This window comes from Pseudomonas helleri (assembly GCF_001043025.1).
GTDB lineage: Bacteria > Pseudomonadota > Gammaproteobacteria > Pseudomonadales > Pseudomonadaceae > Aquipseudomonas > Aquipseudomonas helleri.
Map to the genome: position 1 here is coordinate 190531 of NZ_JYLD01000008.1, position 16167 is coordinate 206697.

The window sequence follows — 16167 nt, forward strand, 5'->3', positions numbered from 1 at the left end:
CGAAATGATTGGTTAAAAATTACAACTCGATTTTCAGCCTAGCTGCAAAGTCAGTAATCGCCTGTTCATTGCGTCGATAGTAGGTCCACTTGCCGATGCGCGTGGTCAGCACAAAACCTGCACGTTGCAAAATCGCCAAATGGGCAGACGCGGTAGAAGGGGACAACCTGGCTTTGTGCTGCAAATGTGTCACGCAGACACCAATCGCAGGATCACCATGGTCCTGGGGCGGGAAATGCGTGAGAGGGGCTTTGAGCCACTGCATCATTTGCATGCGGGTGTCATTGCCCAAGGCTTTTAGCTGTTCGAGAATCATGGACAGCGATATTACGCTTTTTAACGAAATGATCAACCGGTCATGGCCCGCGACAACGGGACGCAGGCAGGCCGCAAGTTTTGCAATTGCAGGTTCATTCCTGTATTTGTTGCGCCATTGAGCCTGGGTCAAGGCTCTACTGTTTTGCCGTTCGTTTTATGAACCTGCCCTTCAGGAACCATGATGCCTAACCAGTTCCCCTCTGTTCGTCCCCGTCGTCTGCGCCGTAACCAAACCTTGCGCGACATGTTCCAGGAAACCGAATTCAGCTTGAACGACCTGGTGCTGCCGATTTTCGTCGAAGAAGAAATCGACGACTTTGTGCCCATCACCAGCATGCCGGGCGTAATGCGTATTCCTGAGTCGAAACTGGCAGGCGAGATCGAGCGGTATGCTCGCGCGGGTATCAAGTCGGTGATGGCGTTCGGTGTGTCGCACCACCTGGACGCGACGGGCAGCGATTCCTGGCGTGAGGATGGCCTGGTGTCGCGTATGGCGCGGATCTGCAAGGACGCCGCGCCGGAAATGATCGTGATGAGCGATACCTGCTTTTGCGAGTACACCTCTCACGGTCATTGCGGCGTGATGCACGACCACGGCGTGGACAACGATGCGACCCTGATCAACCTGGGCAAGCAAGCCGTTGCTGCCGCTGCCGCTGGCGCCGACTTCATTTCGCCTTCGGCCGCCATGGACGGTCAGGTGCAAGCGATCCGCTCTGCGCTGGACGCGGCCGGCTTTATCGACACCTCGATCATGGCCTATTCCACCAAGTTTGCCTCGGCACTCTACGGCCCGTTCCGTGAAGCGGGCGGCAGTGCCTTGAAAGGCGATCGCAAGTCTTACCAGATGAACCCGATGAACCGCCGCGAGGCCATCCGCGAGTCGTTGCTCGACGAACAGGAAGGCGCTGATGTGCTGATGGTGAAACCGGCCGGCGCGTATCTGGACATCATTCGTGATGTGCGCGAAGCCTCGCGCCTGCCGTTGGCGGCTTATCAGGTCAGCGGTGAGTACGCGATGATCAAGTTCGGCGCCCAGGCCGGTGCCATTGATGAAGCCCGCGTGGTACGTGAAACCCTCGGCTCGATCAAACGTGCCGGCGCCGACATGATCCTCACCTACTTTGCGATGGACCTTGCCCTGCAAGGCATTTGATTTAGCTGAGAGATGACGGCCTGCGATCTTTTGATCATCAAAAGATCGCAGGCCGTTGTTACCTCAACGCTACCGGCACGCACGCCTCGGGTGTCTCGGGGCTCTTGCCTATCAGGCTGATCAAGCCGCACGCCAGTGAACCCCGCCATTGCAGGTAATCGTGGCCGCTGGCGTATTCAACGTGTTCAACAGGGTAGCCCTTGGCCTGCAAGACATTGCGCAGTTGGCGGTTGCTGTCGAGGATCCCGGCCCCCGGCGAACCTGATTTGTCTTCAAACAAACCCGCCTGCAAATAAAAGCGCAACGGTAGCCGTGGGCTGGCCGCGTATTGGCGGGCAAGCCATTGGTCTTCAGTGTTCGGCGGGCTCCACCAGTACGAGCCGGACAAACTCAACACATTGCCAAACAGTTCCGGGTGTTGCAGCCCAAGCCAGGCCGAGGCCAGCCCGCCATAGCTGGAGCCCGCGACCACTGTGTGTCTGGCGTCAGTGGCCAGGCCTTGTTGCTTGGCCCACGGCATCAGCTCTTGTGCCATAAACCGGGCGAAATCCGCGTTGGGCGGCAGCTCCACAGGGCGGGTTTCATCGCTCGGATTGGCAATGATCAACGCTGCGGTTGGCGGGATCAGGCCGTCGGCAATCAAGTTGTCGAGAATCGTCGGCGTGGGCACTTGGCGCGTGTACGCGTGAGCATCGAACAGCACCAGCAAGCCCGGTTGCTGGTCGATGTTATTCCAGCCCGCCGGGCGATAGACGTAAACATCCCGGGTGTTGCCCAAAATCTCGCTTTTCAGGGATTCGCGCTCAACGCTGCCGGGGGCCACGTGCGCGCGTTTGTTCAGCCAGGGCTGGGGCGGGGCATCTGGCAATTCCATGACCGAGCGGGTCAGGCTCGGCTCATATTTTTGCTTGCCGAAGCTGTGCGGGTTGAGCGGATCGCGCTGAGCCGTGGCCAAGAGGGTGCGGCGATCGCCGGCCTCTGGCACGTCCGGAGCCAATTGATAGCTCAAGCGGGCGCTGGACGGCACCCGATACGTGGCGTACCAGACGTCACTATCGCCCAGGCGCTGTAAAGCGTCGTGGCCGCCGGAAGGCGAGCCGAACAGCCGGACATTTTGCCGGGCCCCGCGCCACAGGAACGTGACCAGCCGCTCGTTGGGGCTGTCAGCCAGCGCTTCAACCAGTGGCGTGCCCTGTTGCTCTCGGTCTTTCCAGAACGCTTGGGTGGTGGCGCCCTGTTTCAGTTGCTCTGCCAATTGGCCCAAGGCCGGGCTGAGCAGGGCGGTCGGAGCGCGCTGTTGTTCGCTCAGCGCCAGCACCTGGCTCAAAGTGAGGGTGAACTCGGCCTGTGGCCGTGTCGACAACTGTTCAGCGCGCAGCAGGTACTGGCCATCCTCGCGGGCAACAAACATAAAGTCCCGCGACATGTCCGCGCCATCCACCAGCAGGCGCAGCGGGTTACCCCGCGCGTCAAGCAGGCGCAGGCTGACATCGCCCACTACCTTGCCCTGGACCAGATCACCGGCCTTGAGATCCAGGCTCCAGCTGGGCTGCAGGGTTTTGGCAACACTTGCGCGAACGCTTTGGCCCTGGCTGAGCGGTTCGACCGCCAGGGCTGACGCGCAGGCCATGGCGCTAAACAGGCAACCAAGGCTCCAGCGATTGAATGGGCTCATGCTCACCTCAGAAGTCGATGCTGGTAGAGAGCTTCAGCGTGCGCGGTTCACTGACCGTAGCGAAGCCATCGTTAAAGACGCCTGCCCAGTAGGAACGGTTTTCAACGTTCTCCAGGCTGGCGCGAAACACCACGTCTTTGCTCAGGATGCGTGTGCTGTAACGTGCGCCGAGGTCGTAACGGGTCCATTGCGGGATTTTCAGGGTGTTGGCGTCATTCAGGTATTGCGAGCTGCTGTGAATGACCAGTGTGTTCAGGGTCAGGCCTTCGACCCACGGCGTGTCCCACTCGGCACCCAGGTTGGCCGACAACTTCGGCACGCCACGTGCGGTGTTGCCGTCCAGCGCGCCGTTAGCCGTGCGGGTCAGCTCGGCGTGGGTGTAAGTGACGCCGCCCAGCAGTCGCACCGAAGGAATGATCGAACCGAACATGTTCCATTCCACACCACGGTTACGTTGTTTGCCGTCGTCGCTGTAGAGGTTGCTGGTCTTGTTGAGGATCAGGCTGGGTTTCTCGATCTGGAACGCACTCAACGTATGGGTGAACGTGCCCAGGTCCCATTTCACACCGGCTTCCACTTGCTTGGCTTTATACGGTTCGAACTGATCGCCGTAGTTGGCCGCTGTCACGTCGCCGACGGTGTTGCCCTGGGTCAGGCCTTCGATGTAGTTGGCGTACAACGACACGGGCACATCCCAGGGTTTGATCACCAGGCCCACCGCCGGGGTGATGGCTTGCTCATCGTAGGTTTTTGGCTTGCTCATCTGCTGGCGCACCCGTTGTGAACGAGCTCCCAACGTTAGCAGCACTTTGTCATCAGCGAAGGCCAGGGTATCGGCAACGGCAAAGCTGGAGAGAGTGTTGTCACCGGTTTTCGAGTTGGAGCCCGTGTGCCCGGCAATAATCGGCTTGCCAGGGTGGTAGATGTTGCTCGGGTAGCGCGCGCCGGTCACGGTGGGCGCCCGGCCAATGTTCTGGTGCAACAGGCTGGCGGTGAACACCAGCTTGTGGTCGATGGGGCCGGTGGTCACATGCCCGCGAATACCGGCCTCGTAAGCGGTACTGGCGGTATAACCGGCCTGGTTGTAGGTTTCGCCGGTAGCGTCGCCCTTGTCATTGTTGACCCGCAGGCGGGTGCCGTTGAGAAAACCCTGATAGCGGCTTTTCGAGCTGCCGGCGCTGGCGAAGGTTGTCCAGTCGTCGTTGAGTTCATATTCGCCGCGCACAATCACGGCCTTGCTGATCTGCTTGGCGCTGATGCCTTTGAGGATGTTGGTGTCAGCTTTCGGCGCCTTGAGCACATGGCCAATGTCGCTGAAGCCGACCATCATCGGGCTGCCGTTGATGGCGCGCTCGTGGGTTTCATAAGCGTCCAGTGCGAGCTTCCAGCCGTCGCCACGATAATCCATGGCCAGCGAGGTGAGCGTGCGTTCCTTGGACTGTTTGTCGACGCCGGTGTCGCCGTCGCCGTACACGCCGTTAAAACGAATGCCAAAGCGCTGTTCGTCACCCAGGCGACGGCTGAAATCCAGGTGCTCGGCAAAATAGCCGTCAGACACATAGCTTGTGGTCAGGCGGGTCAGCGGTTTTTCCCCGGCGCGTTTGGGCACCAGGTTAATCACGCCGCCCACGCCACCGCTGGGTGCCATGCCGGACAGCAGGGCGCCCGGGCCTTTGAGCACTTCGACGCGGTCCAGAAATTCGGTCGGCACGTGGCCGTCCGGGGCCATGCCGTACAAGCCATTGAGTGCCAGCTCTGCCGAGTCGAGGGAAAAACCACGGATCATGAAGTTCTCATACGCGTGACCTTCGCCGGTGCTGAAGCGGATCGACGGGTCGTTGCGCAGGACGGCTCCCACGGTGCCGCTTTGCTGGTTTTCGATGGTTTGCGCGGTGTATGAGGTGATGTTGAACGGCGTGTCCATGATCTGGGTATCGCCCAGCAGCCCCAGCCGGGCACCGGTGGCCACCTGGCCGCCGCTGTAGGCTTCAGGCAAGTCACTGGCGCCCAGGCCGGCACCGTTGACCCGGGTTTCACCCAGGTTCAGGGCGCCGTCAATCTGTGCCTGGCGCAACACGATTACACCGTTTTCTTCGCTGGCAACCAGCCCGGTATTGTCCAACAAGTGCTGTAAGGCTTCGTGCAGGGTGTACTGACCATTCAGTGGCTGTGCACTGCGCCCGGCGAGCAATTGGCTGTCGGCGGCGATGGCGACGCCCGCTTCACGGGCCAGGGTATGAACCGCAGCCTCCAGCGGCTGTGCGGGCAGGTTCAAGTTGAGCGGCGTGTTGCTGCCCGCCAGAGCGGTCCCGGCGCCGAACAGCAGAGAGCACGCCAGTGCCAGGCGGCTCAGTGGGGCGCGGTAAGGGGAGGCGTAATGCGACATGGTCAGTCCTGACTCGAGTGTAGTTATGGGTGAAGACGGACCTCGGCGCGTTTACCCCTCAAAAATAATTCAACGCAATTGCACATAGAGCTCACCGGCCTTGTTGACCACTTGCACGGGCAGGATTCGCGGCAGCGTTTGCAGCAGCATCTGCGGTTTATCGCTGGGGAAACTGCCGGTCAGGCGCAAATGCGCGGCGTCGGCGCTGACCCGCACAGGGCGGGCTGCGTAAGCGTTGTACTCAGCGAGCACTTCGGACAGCGGCGCATCGGTGTATGACCACCAGCCTTTGCGCCAGTTTTCAACATCAGGCCCGGCCTGGCGGTGCGGATTGAGCGCGATCACCTCGCCTTGGGCATTGAGGCTGACGTGCTGCCCGGCGGTGAGGATTTTCGCTTCCCCCTTGAGTCCTTGCACATGCACCCGGCCGCGGGCCACCGCCACCTGAATACAGCCGCCACGGTCGCTGACACTGAACGCCGTACCCAGCACCTTGATCTGGCCCAGTCGGGTATTGATGACAAAACTGCGCAAGGTTTCGTGGGCCACGTCGAAATACACGTTGCCGTGCAGCAGCATCACCTGGCGTTGAGCGTGGCTGAACTCAACGCGCACGTTGGATTCAGCGGCCAGCAGCAGCTCGCTGCCATCGGGCAAGGTGACCGGACGCGACGGCTCGGCGTGTTCAGTCAGCAGCGACTGGGTGAAAGGTCTGGTTTCGCGCCACAACCAGCTCAACCAGCCCGATGCGCCGATTACCGCCAGCAGCCCGGTGCCCTGGCGCAGCAGGCGGCGACGGCTCAGGTTGACCGGCTGCGACTGCACCGTGCCGCGCAACTGTGGCGTCAACCGATGGATCATTTGCCAGCGCCGCTCGGCCTCAAGCCAGGCATGCTCGTGTTCACTGCTTTGGCTGCGCCAGCGCGCCAGTTGCTTGTGGGCCTGCTCCACCCGCAAAGGGTCATCGCTATTGAGCTTGGCCAGGTACGTCAGTGCCTGTTGCACCTTGCGCGCAGAGAGTGGCTCAGACATGGCGGCAAGCCAGGCTCAGTTCAGACAGATCAAACACGGCCCGGGCGATGTGCAACTCAACTGACTTGGCCGACAGCCCAAGCTCCTCGCACACCTGGCGATGGCTACAGCCCTCCAGCCGCACCCGCACAAACACCTCACGGCGCAGGCGCGGCATGCGCTCGATGCGCTCGATCAAATGCTGCAACTGTTCGCGGGCAATGACGATTTCTTCAACGGTGGGGCTCAGCACATCAAGCCGGCTCATCCAGTCATCCAGCGCCGCCACCTCACTGCTGTGGCGGCGATATTGATCGATGCACAGGTTGCGCGCGGCTTTGAACAACAGCGCCCGAGGATTGGCCACCGGGCTGTTCAACGCGTGGGCATAAGCCTGGGCGAAACTGGACTGGGCAATATCCGCCGCATCGTCAGGGTTGCGCAAACGCCCGCACAAATAGCGGCGCAGCTCGGTGTAGCTGGCCAACAGATCGTCGACCACTGCGTTCAAAGAGGATGTGCAAGACGGGGTAAGGAATGACATGCAGAGCCGCTGGAGAGAGATGCTAATAGGAATTCGTATCATTCTCACATATGTGTAACTCTTTGTGCCAGCGTGTAATCGTGCCCCCAAGCCCGGTGGGAGCGGGCTTGCTCGCGATACGTACAACCCGGTGCGCCTGTTGACGCCGTGTCGAACCCATCGCGGGCAAGCCCGGCTCCCACAAAAACTCTATTTCGAGAACACCACCGGCACTGTAAACCTCAGCTTGCTGCCTTCTGGCGGTCGCGGTACCGGTGAGGCGCGGTTGATCATGTCGAGGGTGGCGTTGTCCAGCTCGCTGAAACCTGCTGAACGCACCACCGTAGCGCTTAGAACCTTGCCATTGCTGTCGATCTCAAACCGCAAGTAGGCCACGCCCCGGTCACCCCGATCGCGGGCGTTTTGCGGGTAGCGCTTGAAGCGCTCCAGGTGCGCCAGCAACTGCGCTTCCCATTGCACTTTCAACGCCGGATCAGCAGCGCCGCGCGAGGACTCTGCCGCCGCAGTGGTCGCCGCCTTTTGCGCGTCAAGTTTGGGCGGGGCGGTGGTGGTCGACGACGCCGGTAGTTCTTCCTGTTTTTTCGGCGGTGCCTGAATCTCCGAGCCCTGTTGCGGTGCGCTTTGATACGTCCCGTGGGCGGTGTCCTTGAAGGGCGATTTGGCCTGTTTGGCCGGTGACGGTTGCGGGGTGGGCGTGACTTTTTTTACCACCTCTTTGGGCGGTTTGGCCGATGGCGTGCTGATCTGTTTTTGCACCTGCTTGTCAGGCGCCACTTGCAGGTCTTGTTCGACCACTTGTGCCACGGGCACGGCGGCCAGCTCGATCATCATCGCCGCCGGTGCTGCCTCGGCCGAGGGGATCGGTGAAGTGTGCAACAGCCAGACGGTGATGCCCGTGTACACGCTCAGGGTGATCAGCGTGGCCACGCTCCAGAGCGCCTTGCGGGATTGGTTCAGGTAGGTCATGAGCTCATCAATAGTAATCAACGTAAAACGGGACGCCCGTGGGCATCCCGTGTTTTAACCACAGTCAGGTCAGAACTTGACCGTCAGGCCTGTGCGCAGCGTGCGCCCCGGTGCAGGCATAAAGCTTTGTGCCAGCGGGTCGAGGTAGTACACGTTGGTCAGGTTTTGCACGCCGAAGTCGATCTGCGTGCCCTTGTAGATTTCGTAGCTGGCAAACAGGTCGAAAATCGCCGATTGGCGGTAGTAGATCTGGTTGGTGGTAATGCCATCGTTCCACGGTTTGTTCAGCTTGGCGGTTGGTGCGCTGTTGTAGACCATGCGTCCACCGAGGACCAGATGGTTGTCAAACCAGCGGGTTCCGACGGTGGTGTTGACCGAGTACTTGGGCGGGTTCTGGGTGTTGGTGTAAGAACCCGGGAAACCGCCGTCCACGCAGTTAGGCGTCGGGGTGCCGTCGTCGCGCAGTTTTTGCGCCAGGTCCGGGGCACAAGTTTTGGCGTTCAGGTAGTAGGTAGCGGACACGTCAGTGAACACGCGGCCCATGTCGTAGCTGGTCTGCAACTCGACGCCCTTGACCCTGAAGCTGTCAACGTTTTGCAGGTTGCCGGCGAAGATGTCCTGATAGTCGCGGGTGATGTAGTTTTCGATCTTGTTGTCGAAGTACGCCAGCTTGGCAGCGGCGCTGTCGCCGTCGAGGAACACGTCGTTCTTCAGCGTGCTGGCGCCCACTTCCCAGTTCTTGCTGCGCTCAGGTTTCAGGTTGGCACCGGGCACGGCCGCCGTGAACAAGCCCAGGGTGGACTCGAACAGGCTTGGCATGCGCACGCCTTCGCTGTAGTTGAGGTACACGAAGCTGCTGTCGTTGATGTCGTACTTCACGCCGAATGAAGGCGTAAAGGCATGGTCGCGACGTTCGATCGGCTTGGCATAGCTGTAGCTGGTGGCGAACTTCTTCATCTCGGTGTCATTGGCTTCGAAGTTATCGTAGCCGGTGTCACCCACCGTGCCTTTTTCGTACGGCGTGGCGTTGAGCGAGTCCTTGGTGAAGTTGCCTTGCTGGTCCGGACGCCAGTACACATAACCGAAGCGGTCATTGCCTTTGTACAGCCATGTCCAGCGAACCGGGCGATTGGCAAAGGTTGCGGGGCTGGCCAACTGGTTGTGGTCTTTGCTGTGGAACTCGCTGTAGCGTCCGCCCACGGTAAAGGTCAACGGCTTGATCGGCGCCCATTGCAGCGAGCTCACCAGGCTGCCTTCCTGGCGGTCGCCGCTGCGGATAAAGCGGTTTTGCTCGAGGTCAGATTGCAGCACGGGCGAGTTGTCGTCAGGGCGCAGTTTTTCATTCTGGTATGAGGCGCCGTAGTTCCAGGCGAATTTGCCGACCTGGGTGTCGAAGCGTGAGGTGTTGCTCACGTCCGTGCCCCAGCGCAAATCCTTGCTGCGGTTAAGCAGGGCGTCCTGATAGCCGTCTTCGCTCAGTTGATCCGGCTCGCCTTCATAGCCAAACAGCGGGGTCACGGTACTCAAGCCGTTGTAGGCCTTGCTCTGGGCCTTGGTCACCCAGGCGTTGGCGCTCAAGTCGATCAGCGGGTTGTCTTCAGGCTTGAAGGTGTAGCGTGCGGTGTAGGCGTTGATCCGCATGGTGCCGGGCTGCCACTGCGGCACGGTGCCGGTGGTGTTGCGGATGATGCGCGAGGGCATCACTTCGCCGTATTCGCCATCGGTCCAGCGATAGGCCAGCTCAAGGGCCTGATCCGGTGAAGGCTTGATGATGGTCTTGAGCAATACCGCCTTGGAGTCGGTGGACGTGTTGAGCACTTCGTTGCCGGCCTTGAACACTTTGGCCGGGCCGTTGGCCTCTTCGGTTCTGTAGACGTACTGCTTGGTCGCCGGGTCCCAGCGTCGCACTTGCTTGAACACCTGGTAATCCTTGAAGCCCTTTTTACCGGCGTAGTAGTTGCCGCTTTCGCGCTGGGTGTAGGCCGCGACAAAATCGATGGTGTCACTGGTGCTGGCAAACGCCGCGCTGCCCGAATGCGCCTGCGGATCGAAAATGCTGTTGCTGCCTTTGCGCGGAGTGGCGTTGTACTCGTGCGGGCGGTCGACGCTGTTGCTGGAGATATCGCCCTTGAGACGGAAACCGGTGGTTTCGCCGTCCTTAAGAATGTCTTTGGGTTGCAGGGTTTTCATCTTCACCATCCCACCGATGGCGCCCGCGGCATCGGCGCCCAGGCTAGGGCCTTTGTCGACGGTGATGTCGCTGATCAAGTCGGGGTCGATGTAGCTGCGTTGCTGCATGCCGCCGTAACCGCGATAGGCGTCAATCGCTTGCTGGCTGCCGTCGATGGTCACCGGTACGCGGCTCTGGCCCTGAATGCCACGGATGTTCACGTCCAGCGCGCCGCCGTTGCGGGTGTCACCGGTTTGCACGCCAGGCACGCCCTTGAGAATGTCGGCCGGGGAGGAGCCGCGAAAGCGATTGATGGTCTCGCCGGAGATATACACGCTTGAGCCTGCCTGGGTGTAAACCTGCGCGGCCGGGCCGGTCAAGCGGCTGCTCTGGCCACCTTTGATGGTCACGGCGCCGAGCAGTTCAGATTCGTCCAGATCACCGTCCAGGCCGGTGCTGGCCTCGCTGCGCGGGCTGAGGATCAGGCTGCGTTGGCCGTCGATTTTCCAGCTTACCGGCGCATCGCCGAGCAACTGGCGCAAGGCCTGTTCGTTGCTGAAATTACCGCGCACAGCAGGGGCTTGCAGACCATCTACCAGCCCGGCCGCCAGACCCAGTTGCAGATTGGCCTGACGCGCAAAAGCGCTGAGGGCGTTGGTCAGCGGCTGGGCCGGGATATCGAAGAAACGGGTAGCTTGATCACTTGGCAGCGCGTTGGGTTCTGCTGCCACCGCCGACGGCGGATGGAAAATCGCGCTGTTGATTGCCACACACAGTACGGCCAGCGCCACCGGTACTTTGGAGTGCGCAACGTGTGATCGGTTACCCATGCTTCATCGCCTTTCGTTTTGGTATTACGAGTCATTCGCAATACAAGGAGCTACAAAGACGAACACCTTCAGGATTTTTTTCAGTGATAACGAAAATATTTTTCATTTAGCTTTTTTGGCAGTGCCAATGACCGTCAGCAGAGGCGAGTACTGACGCACTTCACCGCCAATCGGCGCGACCAGGGCTTGCAGCGCGCGCCGGGTATCGCGCATGTCGTAAAGTCCGGTCACCCGTTTGTTGGCCAGGGCCGGATCATTAATCACGATCCAGCCGCGCTGGTAGCGGTCGAGTTGTTCCACCACCTGGGCAACGCTGGCATTTTCAAAAAACTGCGCACCTTTGATCCAGCCCGCGACTTCATCAGGCATGACCAGAGATTGCGTGGCGTTGCCGGTGTTGCGGTCGATCCACAAACGCTGGCCTGCGCCCAGCCGATACTGTTTGTTGACGCCGACAGTGCCGTCGCGCACCTCGACACTCAGGCCAGCTTGGCGCTGTGCCACATCGAAGGCGGTGCCCAAGACCCTGATCACGGCTTCTTCGCTGCGCACTTCAAACGGTTTGCTGGCGTCATGCACCACGTCGAAAAACACTTCGCCTTGCACCAGCGTGACCTGGCGCTGGTGATCGTCGAAGCTCACGTTAATCGCGCTTTGCGGCGCCAGGGTCAGGCGGCTGCCGTCACTCAGGGTGACCTCACGGGTCTGCGCGGTCCCGGTGCTGTAATCCGCCCGCCAGTTCGGGCTCAGCACCAGCGCGGCACACACCGCCAAGGCACTGATGCAGGCTGCGGCCAACAGCGGCAGGCGTGGGCGCGGTTTAAGCGTTGTGACGTTCGCAGGCGCCTGTGGCCATTGTTGCCCGGTGCTTGGGGAGTGCGAACCGAGGGCTTCCCACGCACGATTGACCTGCGCCCAGGCCTCAAAGTGCTCCTCGTGGCTGTGCAACCAGCGGTCGAACTCCTCGAAACGCTCGGGTTGCTGTTGCAGGTCCAGCAGCCACTGGCCGGCGTCTTCCAGGCTTTGCGCCGAGACAGTCCGGGGCAGGGGGGCGTTATGCATACGGGCGTTCCTTACTGTGCGCGCTGTGGCCAGAGTCGTGGGTGGCGACGCTTGAGGCCAGGTGAACGATGGCATCCTTGACCAGGCGATGAGCGCTGGAAAGCGAGATTTTGAGATGATCGGCGGTTTGCTGCAATGTGAAACCACCCAGGCGATGCATCTCTACAGCGATGCGCATTTGCTCGGGCAGGCTGGCCAGCGTAGCAGCAATACGGCTGGCGTCATCACTGTGCACCACCCGTTGCTCGGGCGACAACTCGTAACCGGGGCGCATCCATTGTGGTGGCGACTGCTGCTGACGTTTCTCTGCGGCCTGGCGGCGAACGGCGTCCAGGGCCAGATTGCGGACGATGCGATACAGATACGCCACGGGTTGCTCGACGACCTCTTCAGTGCTGGCGCAAAAGCGCAAAAAGGCATCCTGCACCACATCTTCAGCGCGCGCGTGATCACCCACTACCACCTTGGCGTAGTTGATCAAAGCAATGCGATGCTCGAGATAGAGTTGCAGCCTGGCGTTGGAGTCGTTCACGGGTGAACTCAAAAGTGATGAGCCTGAAAGCGCGGCGACGTTAATTTAATTGAGAGTAATTATCAATACCGTTGTTTGTGTGGGAATACCCCACCTGCCACAAAACGGCTGCCCCGTCATCGAATCCGCGCTATCGCGCAGCAAACAGGCCATCAAATATCTTCAGCATCCCCCCAATCGGTTCCCTCTCCTTCGGGAGAGGGCTAGGGTGAGGGGGGCTCTTGATGTGAGTGCATATCCATGCCGGGAGACCCACTGCGCGAAACCTCCACTCGGCCTCCCGAAGGGGCGGGTAGATCAAGATCAAAAACCAGATCACAAGCCAGATCAAAAGATCGCGAGCAAGCTCGCTCCTACAGTGACCGGTTCAGGTTTGCTCTAGGCTTAGAAATACTCCACAAACCGGTAGGAGCGAGCTTGCCTCGCGATCTTTTGATCTTTTAACCCTGTAGTCGCTGCCGAAGGCTGCGATCGAGAGGGTGAGCCGCTGCTCGGAATTTTCACTCGGCCCCGAAGGGGCGGGTAGATCAAGATCAAAAACCAGATCACAAGCCAGATCAAAAGATCGCGAGGCAAGCTCGCTCCTACAGTGGCAGGGTCAGGTTTGCTCTAGGCGTAGAAAAATACTCCACAAACCGGTAGGAGCGAGCTTGCTCGCGATCTTTTGATCTTCTTAACCTGTAGTCGCTGCCGAAGGCTGCGATCGCGAGGCAAGGTGAATGAAATACGGGTCTGCACTGGCATTCAGGCAAGCCCGCCAGTTAAGGTGCTGCAATCCTTTCGCCTTCTACCAAGGATCTGTTGTGATGAATACACCGCGTACTGTTGTCGGCCCGATCAAGGCCGTGATTTTTGATATGGACGGTTTGTTGCTGGATACCGAAGGCATTTACTCCGAAGTCACGCAGATCGTCGTCGAACGTTATGGCCGCACGTATGACTGGAGCATCAAGCAGCACATCATCGGGCGCGGTGCCCAGGACCTGGCTGAGTACATTGTCAAAGCGCTGGATCTGCCGATTACCTGGCAAGAGTTCCTCAAGGCGCGCGAGCCGCTGATGGCCGGGTACTTTTCCAAGGCTCTCGCCATGCCAGGGGCTGAAGCGCTGGTGCGGCACTTGAAGGCGCACAACATCCCGATTGCCGTGGGCACCAGTTCAACCAGCAGCGGCTTTGGCCACAAAACCACGTTGCATCGCGACTGGTTTGCGCTGTTCGACACTATCGTTACGGCCGATGACCCTGAGGTGGGCGCAGCCAAACCCTCGCCCGACATCTTCTTGACCGCTGCCCGCCGCCTCGGCGTTGCGCCACAGGATTGCCTGGTGTTTGAAGACTCGCCGTTTGGCGTAACCGCCGCCAAGGCCGCCAGCATGACTGCCATCGCCGTACCCGATGCCGCCATGCCCGACAGCAAGTACCACCACGCAGACCTGATTATTCGCCAGTTGCCAGAGTTTGATCTGGGCGCCTACGGTCTGCCGCCGCTGCGCTGATAGGCGAGCTGAATCGACACGGCGGTTACATCAACGCCAGGATACGTTGGCCCAGCGCTTGAGCGCTGGCCAGCGAGTCGATATTGGCGAAGCCCAGCAGCAACCCCGAAGGCTTGTCCGCACCTTGGTGCCATTCGCTCAACGCTTCGGCAAACAGCCCGGCCTCGCGCATGCGCTGCACCATCAGGCTGTCTGCGCAGGACGCGTTGAGCCGCAGGATGAGGTGCATCCCGCCGGGGTTGGCGTCAATTTGGATCCGCTCGCCAAGCACGCTCTTAAGCCCGTTCACCGCCATCGCCCGACGCTCGCTGTAGAGCTTGCGCATGCGCTGGATATGGCGCCCGAAATGCCCTTCAGCCATAAAGGTTGCGACGATGGCCTGGTTTAATTCCGGGCAACCGCCCTGGAAGATTTTGCAGCTTTCTTCAAAACGCTCAACCAGCGCCGCAGGAACGACCACGTAGGCCAGGCGCATGCCCGGAAACAGCACCTTGCTGAAGGTGCCGCTATAGAGCACGCGACCTTCACGGTCCAGGCTCTTGAGGGCGGGGAGCGGGCGGCTGACGTAGCGGTATTCGCCGTCGTAATCGTCTTCGACGATCCAGGCGTTTTGCTGGCTCGCCCACTCCAGCAACGCCAACCGTCGTGGCAATGAAAGCGACACGCACAAAGGGCTTTGATGCGCAGGGGTAACCACGGCGGCGCGGGCGTTATGGCCGATTTCAAGGGCCGTTGAAACTTGCAGGCCGTCTTGATCAACGGGCACCGCAACCGGCGTGATATGCAGGCTTTGCAGCAGGCGCCGGGTCGGCGGATAGCCAGGGTCTTCAACCAACACGCGGTCGGCGGGTTTGAGCAAGGTGTGGGTGATCAGCGACAGCGTCTCCCGATAACCTGCGGTGACAAAAACTTGAGCCGGTGAGCAGGCGATTCCGCGCGCCACCTGCAAGTACGTGGCAATTGCTGCGCGCAGCGCCTGCAAGCCATAGACCGAAGGGTTGGCCATGTCTTGGGGCTGTGTGCCGCGCACGCAACGGGCGCCGATTTGCGCCCATATTTTTCTGGGGAAGGCATCCAGCGCCGGCACGCCCATTTGAAATGGCAGCACTGCCGACTGTTGGCGGATCGCCTGATGCGGCGCTGCCTGTGCGATGGCGGAGGCGGGCGGTGAAGAGCTTGTGCCGCTAATGCCGTCAGCCACTCGCGTACCGGCCTGACCACATGCCACCAGGTAGCCTTCAGAGGTGAGCAGGGAATAGGCGTTGTCGATGGTGCCACGGGCCAGCCCCAATTCTTTGGCCAATGCTCGGGCTGCGGGCACGCGGTCACCCGGCTTGAGCAGGCCGGTGTTGATGGCTTCGCGAAAGCGCCAATAGAGCTGACGGTAAATCGGCTCGCTGGAGGCGGGGTCAAGCGCCGATAAACTGGGGACAGAGGTTTGCATGGTGAGGCCTGCACGGGTGAGCACAATCATGGTCCAGCCATGGAGCTGAATCATGGCCCTTTGTGACAGGGCCAAGAAACCGCACTATGGCGCCACTCCACTTATCAATGCAAGGGCAGACCATGAGCACGCGTATCGACTACTCCAAAGCATCCCCTGAAGCCTTCAAAGCGTTCGGCGGTGTGCACGTTGCACTGCAAAACGGCGATCTCTCCAAAATGCTTATCGACCTGGTGTTCCTCAGAGTGTCGCAAATCAATGGCTGCGCTTACTGCATCGACTTGCACTCGCGTGACTTGCTCAAACTGGGCATGACTGTCGACAAGCTGTTGTTGGTGCCGGTGTGGCACGAAGCCCAATCGCTGTTTACCGCCCGCGAGCAAGCAGCACTGGCATGGGCCGAAAGCGTCACCCGGGTTGAGCAGACTGGTGTGCCTCAGGCTGACTATGACGCGGTAACCGCCGAGTTCAACGACAAAGAGCTGGCTGAACTGACCTATGCCATCAGCCTGATGAATGCTTACAACCGACTGGGCGTGGCGTTCCGTATGGTGCCGACGGCAGCCAAAGCTTGAGA

At 60.3% G+C, this 16167-nt stretch carries 13 protein-coding genes; 3 read left to right on the plus strand and 10 right to left on the minus strand.

Features of this window, described 5'->3' with window-relative positions; genetic code table 11:
* Positions 1 to 19: 19 nt before the first annotated feature.
* Complete coding sequence (locus TU84_RS14870; protein WP_048370156.1) at positions 20 to 316, minus strand: ArsR/SmtB family transcription factor; 297 nt, start codon at positions 314 to 316, stop codon at positions 20 to 22.
* A gap of 183 nt (positions 317 to 499) precedes the next feature.
* Here TU84_RS14870 and hemB point away from each other — a divergent pair, with 183 nt between their 5' ends.
* Positions 500 to 1474: a porphobilinogen synthase gene (gene hemB, locus TU84_RS14875; protein ID WP_048370157.1), complete on the plus strand. Its 975-nt coding sequence runs from the start codon at positions 500 to 502 to the stop codon at positions 1472 to 1474.
* Between the two features lie 58 nt (positions 1475 to 1532).
* Here hemB and TU84_RS14880 read toward each other — a convergent pair whose 3' ends face one another.
* The 8 genes from TU84_RS14880 to TU84_RS14915 form a co-directional block, all read right to left on the minus strand.
* On the minus strand, positions 1533 to 3149 hold the full coding sequence (locus TU84_RS14880) for an alpha/beta hydrolase (RefSeq protein ID WP_048370165.1): 1617 nt from the start codon (positions 3147 to 3149) through the stop codon (positions 1533 to 1535).
* Between the two features lie 7 nt (positions 3150 to 3156).
* The gene (locus tag TU84_RS14885) at positions 3157 to 5535 is read right to left on the minus strand and encodes a TonB-dependent receptor (RefSeq protein WP_048370168.1); all 2379 of its coding nucleotides are present in this window, start codon (positions 5533 to 5535) and stop codon (positions 3157 to 3159) included.
* A 69-nt stretch (positions 5536 to 5604) separates the two neighbouring features.
* On the minus strand, positions 5605 to 6567 hold the full coding sequence (locus tag TU84_RS14890) for a FecR family protein (RefSeq protein ID WP_048370171.1): 963 nt from the start codon (positions 6565 to 6567) through the stop codon (positions 5605 to 5607).
* Positions 6560 to 7090 (minus strand): RNA polymerase sigma factor, encoded by a 531-nt coding sequence (locus TU84_RS14895; RefSeq protein WP_048370173.1) that lies wholly within the window; start codon positions 7088 to 7090, stop codon positions 6560 to 6562. The genes TU84_RS14890 and TU84_RS14895 overlap by 8 nt, the downstream gene beginning before the upstream one ends.
* 189 nt (positions 7091 to 7279) lie before the next feature.
* Positions 7280 to 8056, minus strand: coding sequence for an energy transducer TonB (locus TU84_RS25245; RefSeq protein ID WP_053225241.1), 777 nt, complete (start codon positions 8054 to 8056; stop codon positions 7280 to 7282).
* A gap of 69 nt (positions 8057 to 8125) precedes the next feature.
* Positions 8126 to 11056 carry a TonB-dependent receptor gene (locus tag TU84_RS14905; protein ID WP_048370177.1) on the minus strand — a complete coding sequence of 977 codons (2931 nt, stop codon included), beginning with the start codon at positions 11054 to 11056 and terminating at the stop codon, positions 8126 to 8128.
* Positions 11057 to 11158: 102 nt separating this feature from the next.
* Positions 11159 to 12118: a FecR family protein gene (locus TU84_RS14910; protein WP_048370179.1), complete on the minus strand. Its 960-nt coding sequence runs from the start codon at positions 12116 to 12118 to the stop codon at positions 11159 to 11161.
* On the minus strand, positions 12111 to 12650 hold the full coding sequence (locus tag TU84_RS14915) for a sigma-70 family RNA polymerase sigma factor (RefSeq protein WP_048370182.1): 540 nt from the start codon (positions 12648 to 12650) through the stop codon (positions 12111 to 12113). Before TU84_RS14915 ends, TU84_RS14910 begins: the two co-directional genes overlap by 8 nt.
* A gap of 806 nt (positions 12651 to 13456) precedes the next feature.
* Here TU84_RS14915 and TU84_RS14925 point away from each other — a divergent pair.
* Entirely contained in the window at positions 13457 to 14146 is a 690-nt protein-coding gene (locus TU84_RS14925) for an HAD-IA family hydrolase (RefSeq protein ID WP_048370186.1), read from the plus strand.
* 25 nt (positions 14147 to 14171) lie between these two features.
* On the opposite strand, the gene pdxR is transcribed toward TU84_RS14925, so the two are convergent.
* On the minus strand, positions 14172 to 15590 hold the full coding sequence (gene pdxR, locus TU84_RS14930; RefSeq protein ID WP_048370396.1) for a MocR-like pyridoxine biosynthesis transcription factor PdxR: 1419 nt from the start codon (positions 15588 to 15590) through the stop codon (positions 14172 to 14174).
* A 122-nt stretch (positions 15591 to 15712) separates the two neighbouring features.
* On the opposite strand from pdxR, the gene TU84_RS14935 reads away from it, so the two are divergent.
* Positions 15713 to 16165, plus strand: a complete 453-nt coding sequence (locus TU84_RS14935) for a carboxymuconolactone decarboxylase family protein (protein WP_048370398.1) — start codon at positions 15713 to 15715, stop codon at positions 16163 to 16165.
* The last annotated feature ends 2 nt before the right edge of the window (positions 16166 to 16167 follow it).

Coding starts and splice junctions, on each gene's coding strand:
- TU84_RS14870 (WP_048370156.1), bottom strand. CDS start 316: ATGATTCTCGAACAGCTAAAAGCCTTGGGCAATGACACCCGCATGCAA.
- hemB (WP_048370157.1), top strand. CDS start 500: ATGCCTAACCAGTTCCCCTCTGTTCGTCCCCGTCGTCTGCGCCGTAAC.
- TU84_RS14880 (WP_048370165.1), bottom strand. CDS start 3,149: ATGAGCCCATTCAATCGCTGGAGCCTTGGTTGCCTGTTTAGCGCCATG.
- TU84_RS14885 (WP_048370168.1), bottom strand. CDS start 5,535: ATGTCGCATTACGCCTCCCCTTACCGCGCCCCACTGAGCCGCCTGGCA.
- TU84_RS14890 (WP_048370171.1), bottom strand. CDS start 6,567: ATGTCTGAGCCACTCTCTGCGCGCAAGGTGCAACAGGCACTGACGTAC.
- TU84_RS14895 (WP_048370173.1), bottom strand. CDS start 7,090: ATGTCATTCCTTACCCCGTCTTGCACATCCTCTTTGAACGCAGTGGTC.
- TU84_RS25245 (WP_053225241.1), bottom strand. CDS start 8,056: ATGACCTACCTGAACCAATCCCGCAAGGCGCTCTGGAGCGTGGCCACG.
- TU84_RS14905 (WP_048370177.1), bottom strand. CDS start 11,056: ATGGGTAACCGATCACACGTTGCGCACTCCAAAGTACCGGTGGCGCTG.
- TU84_RS14910 (WP_048370179.1), bottom strand. CDS start 12,118: ATGCATAACGCCCCCCTGCCCCGGACTGTCTCGGCGCAAAGCCTGGAA.
- TU84_RS14925 (WP_048370186.1), top strand. CDS start 13,457: ATGAATACACCGCGTACTGTTGTCGGCCCGATCAAGGCCGTGATTTTT.
- pdxR (WP_048370396.1), bottom strand. CDS start 15,590: ATGCAAACCTCTGTCCCCAGTTTATCGGCGCTTGACCCCGCCTCCAGC.
- TU84_RS14935 (WP_048370398.1), top strand. CDS start 15,713: ATGAGCACGCGTATCGACTACTCCAAAGCATCCCCTGAAGCCTTCAAA.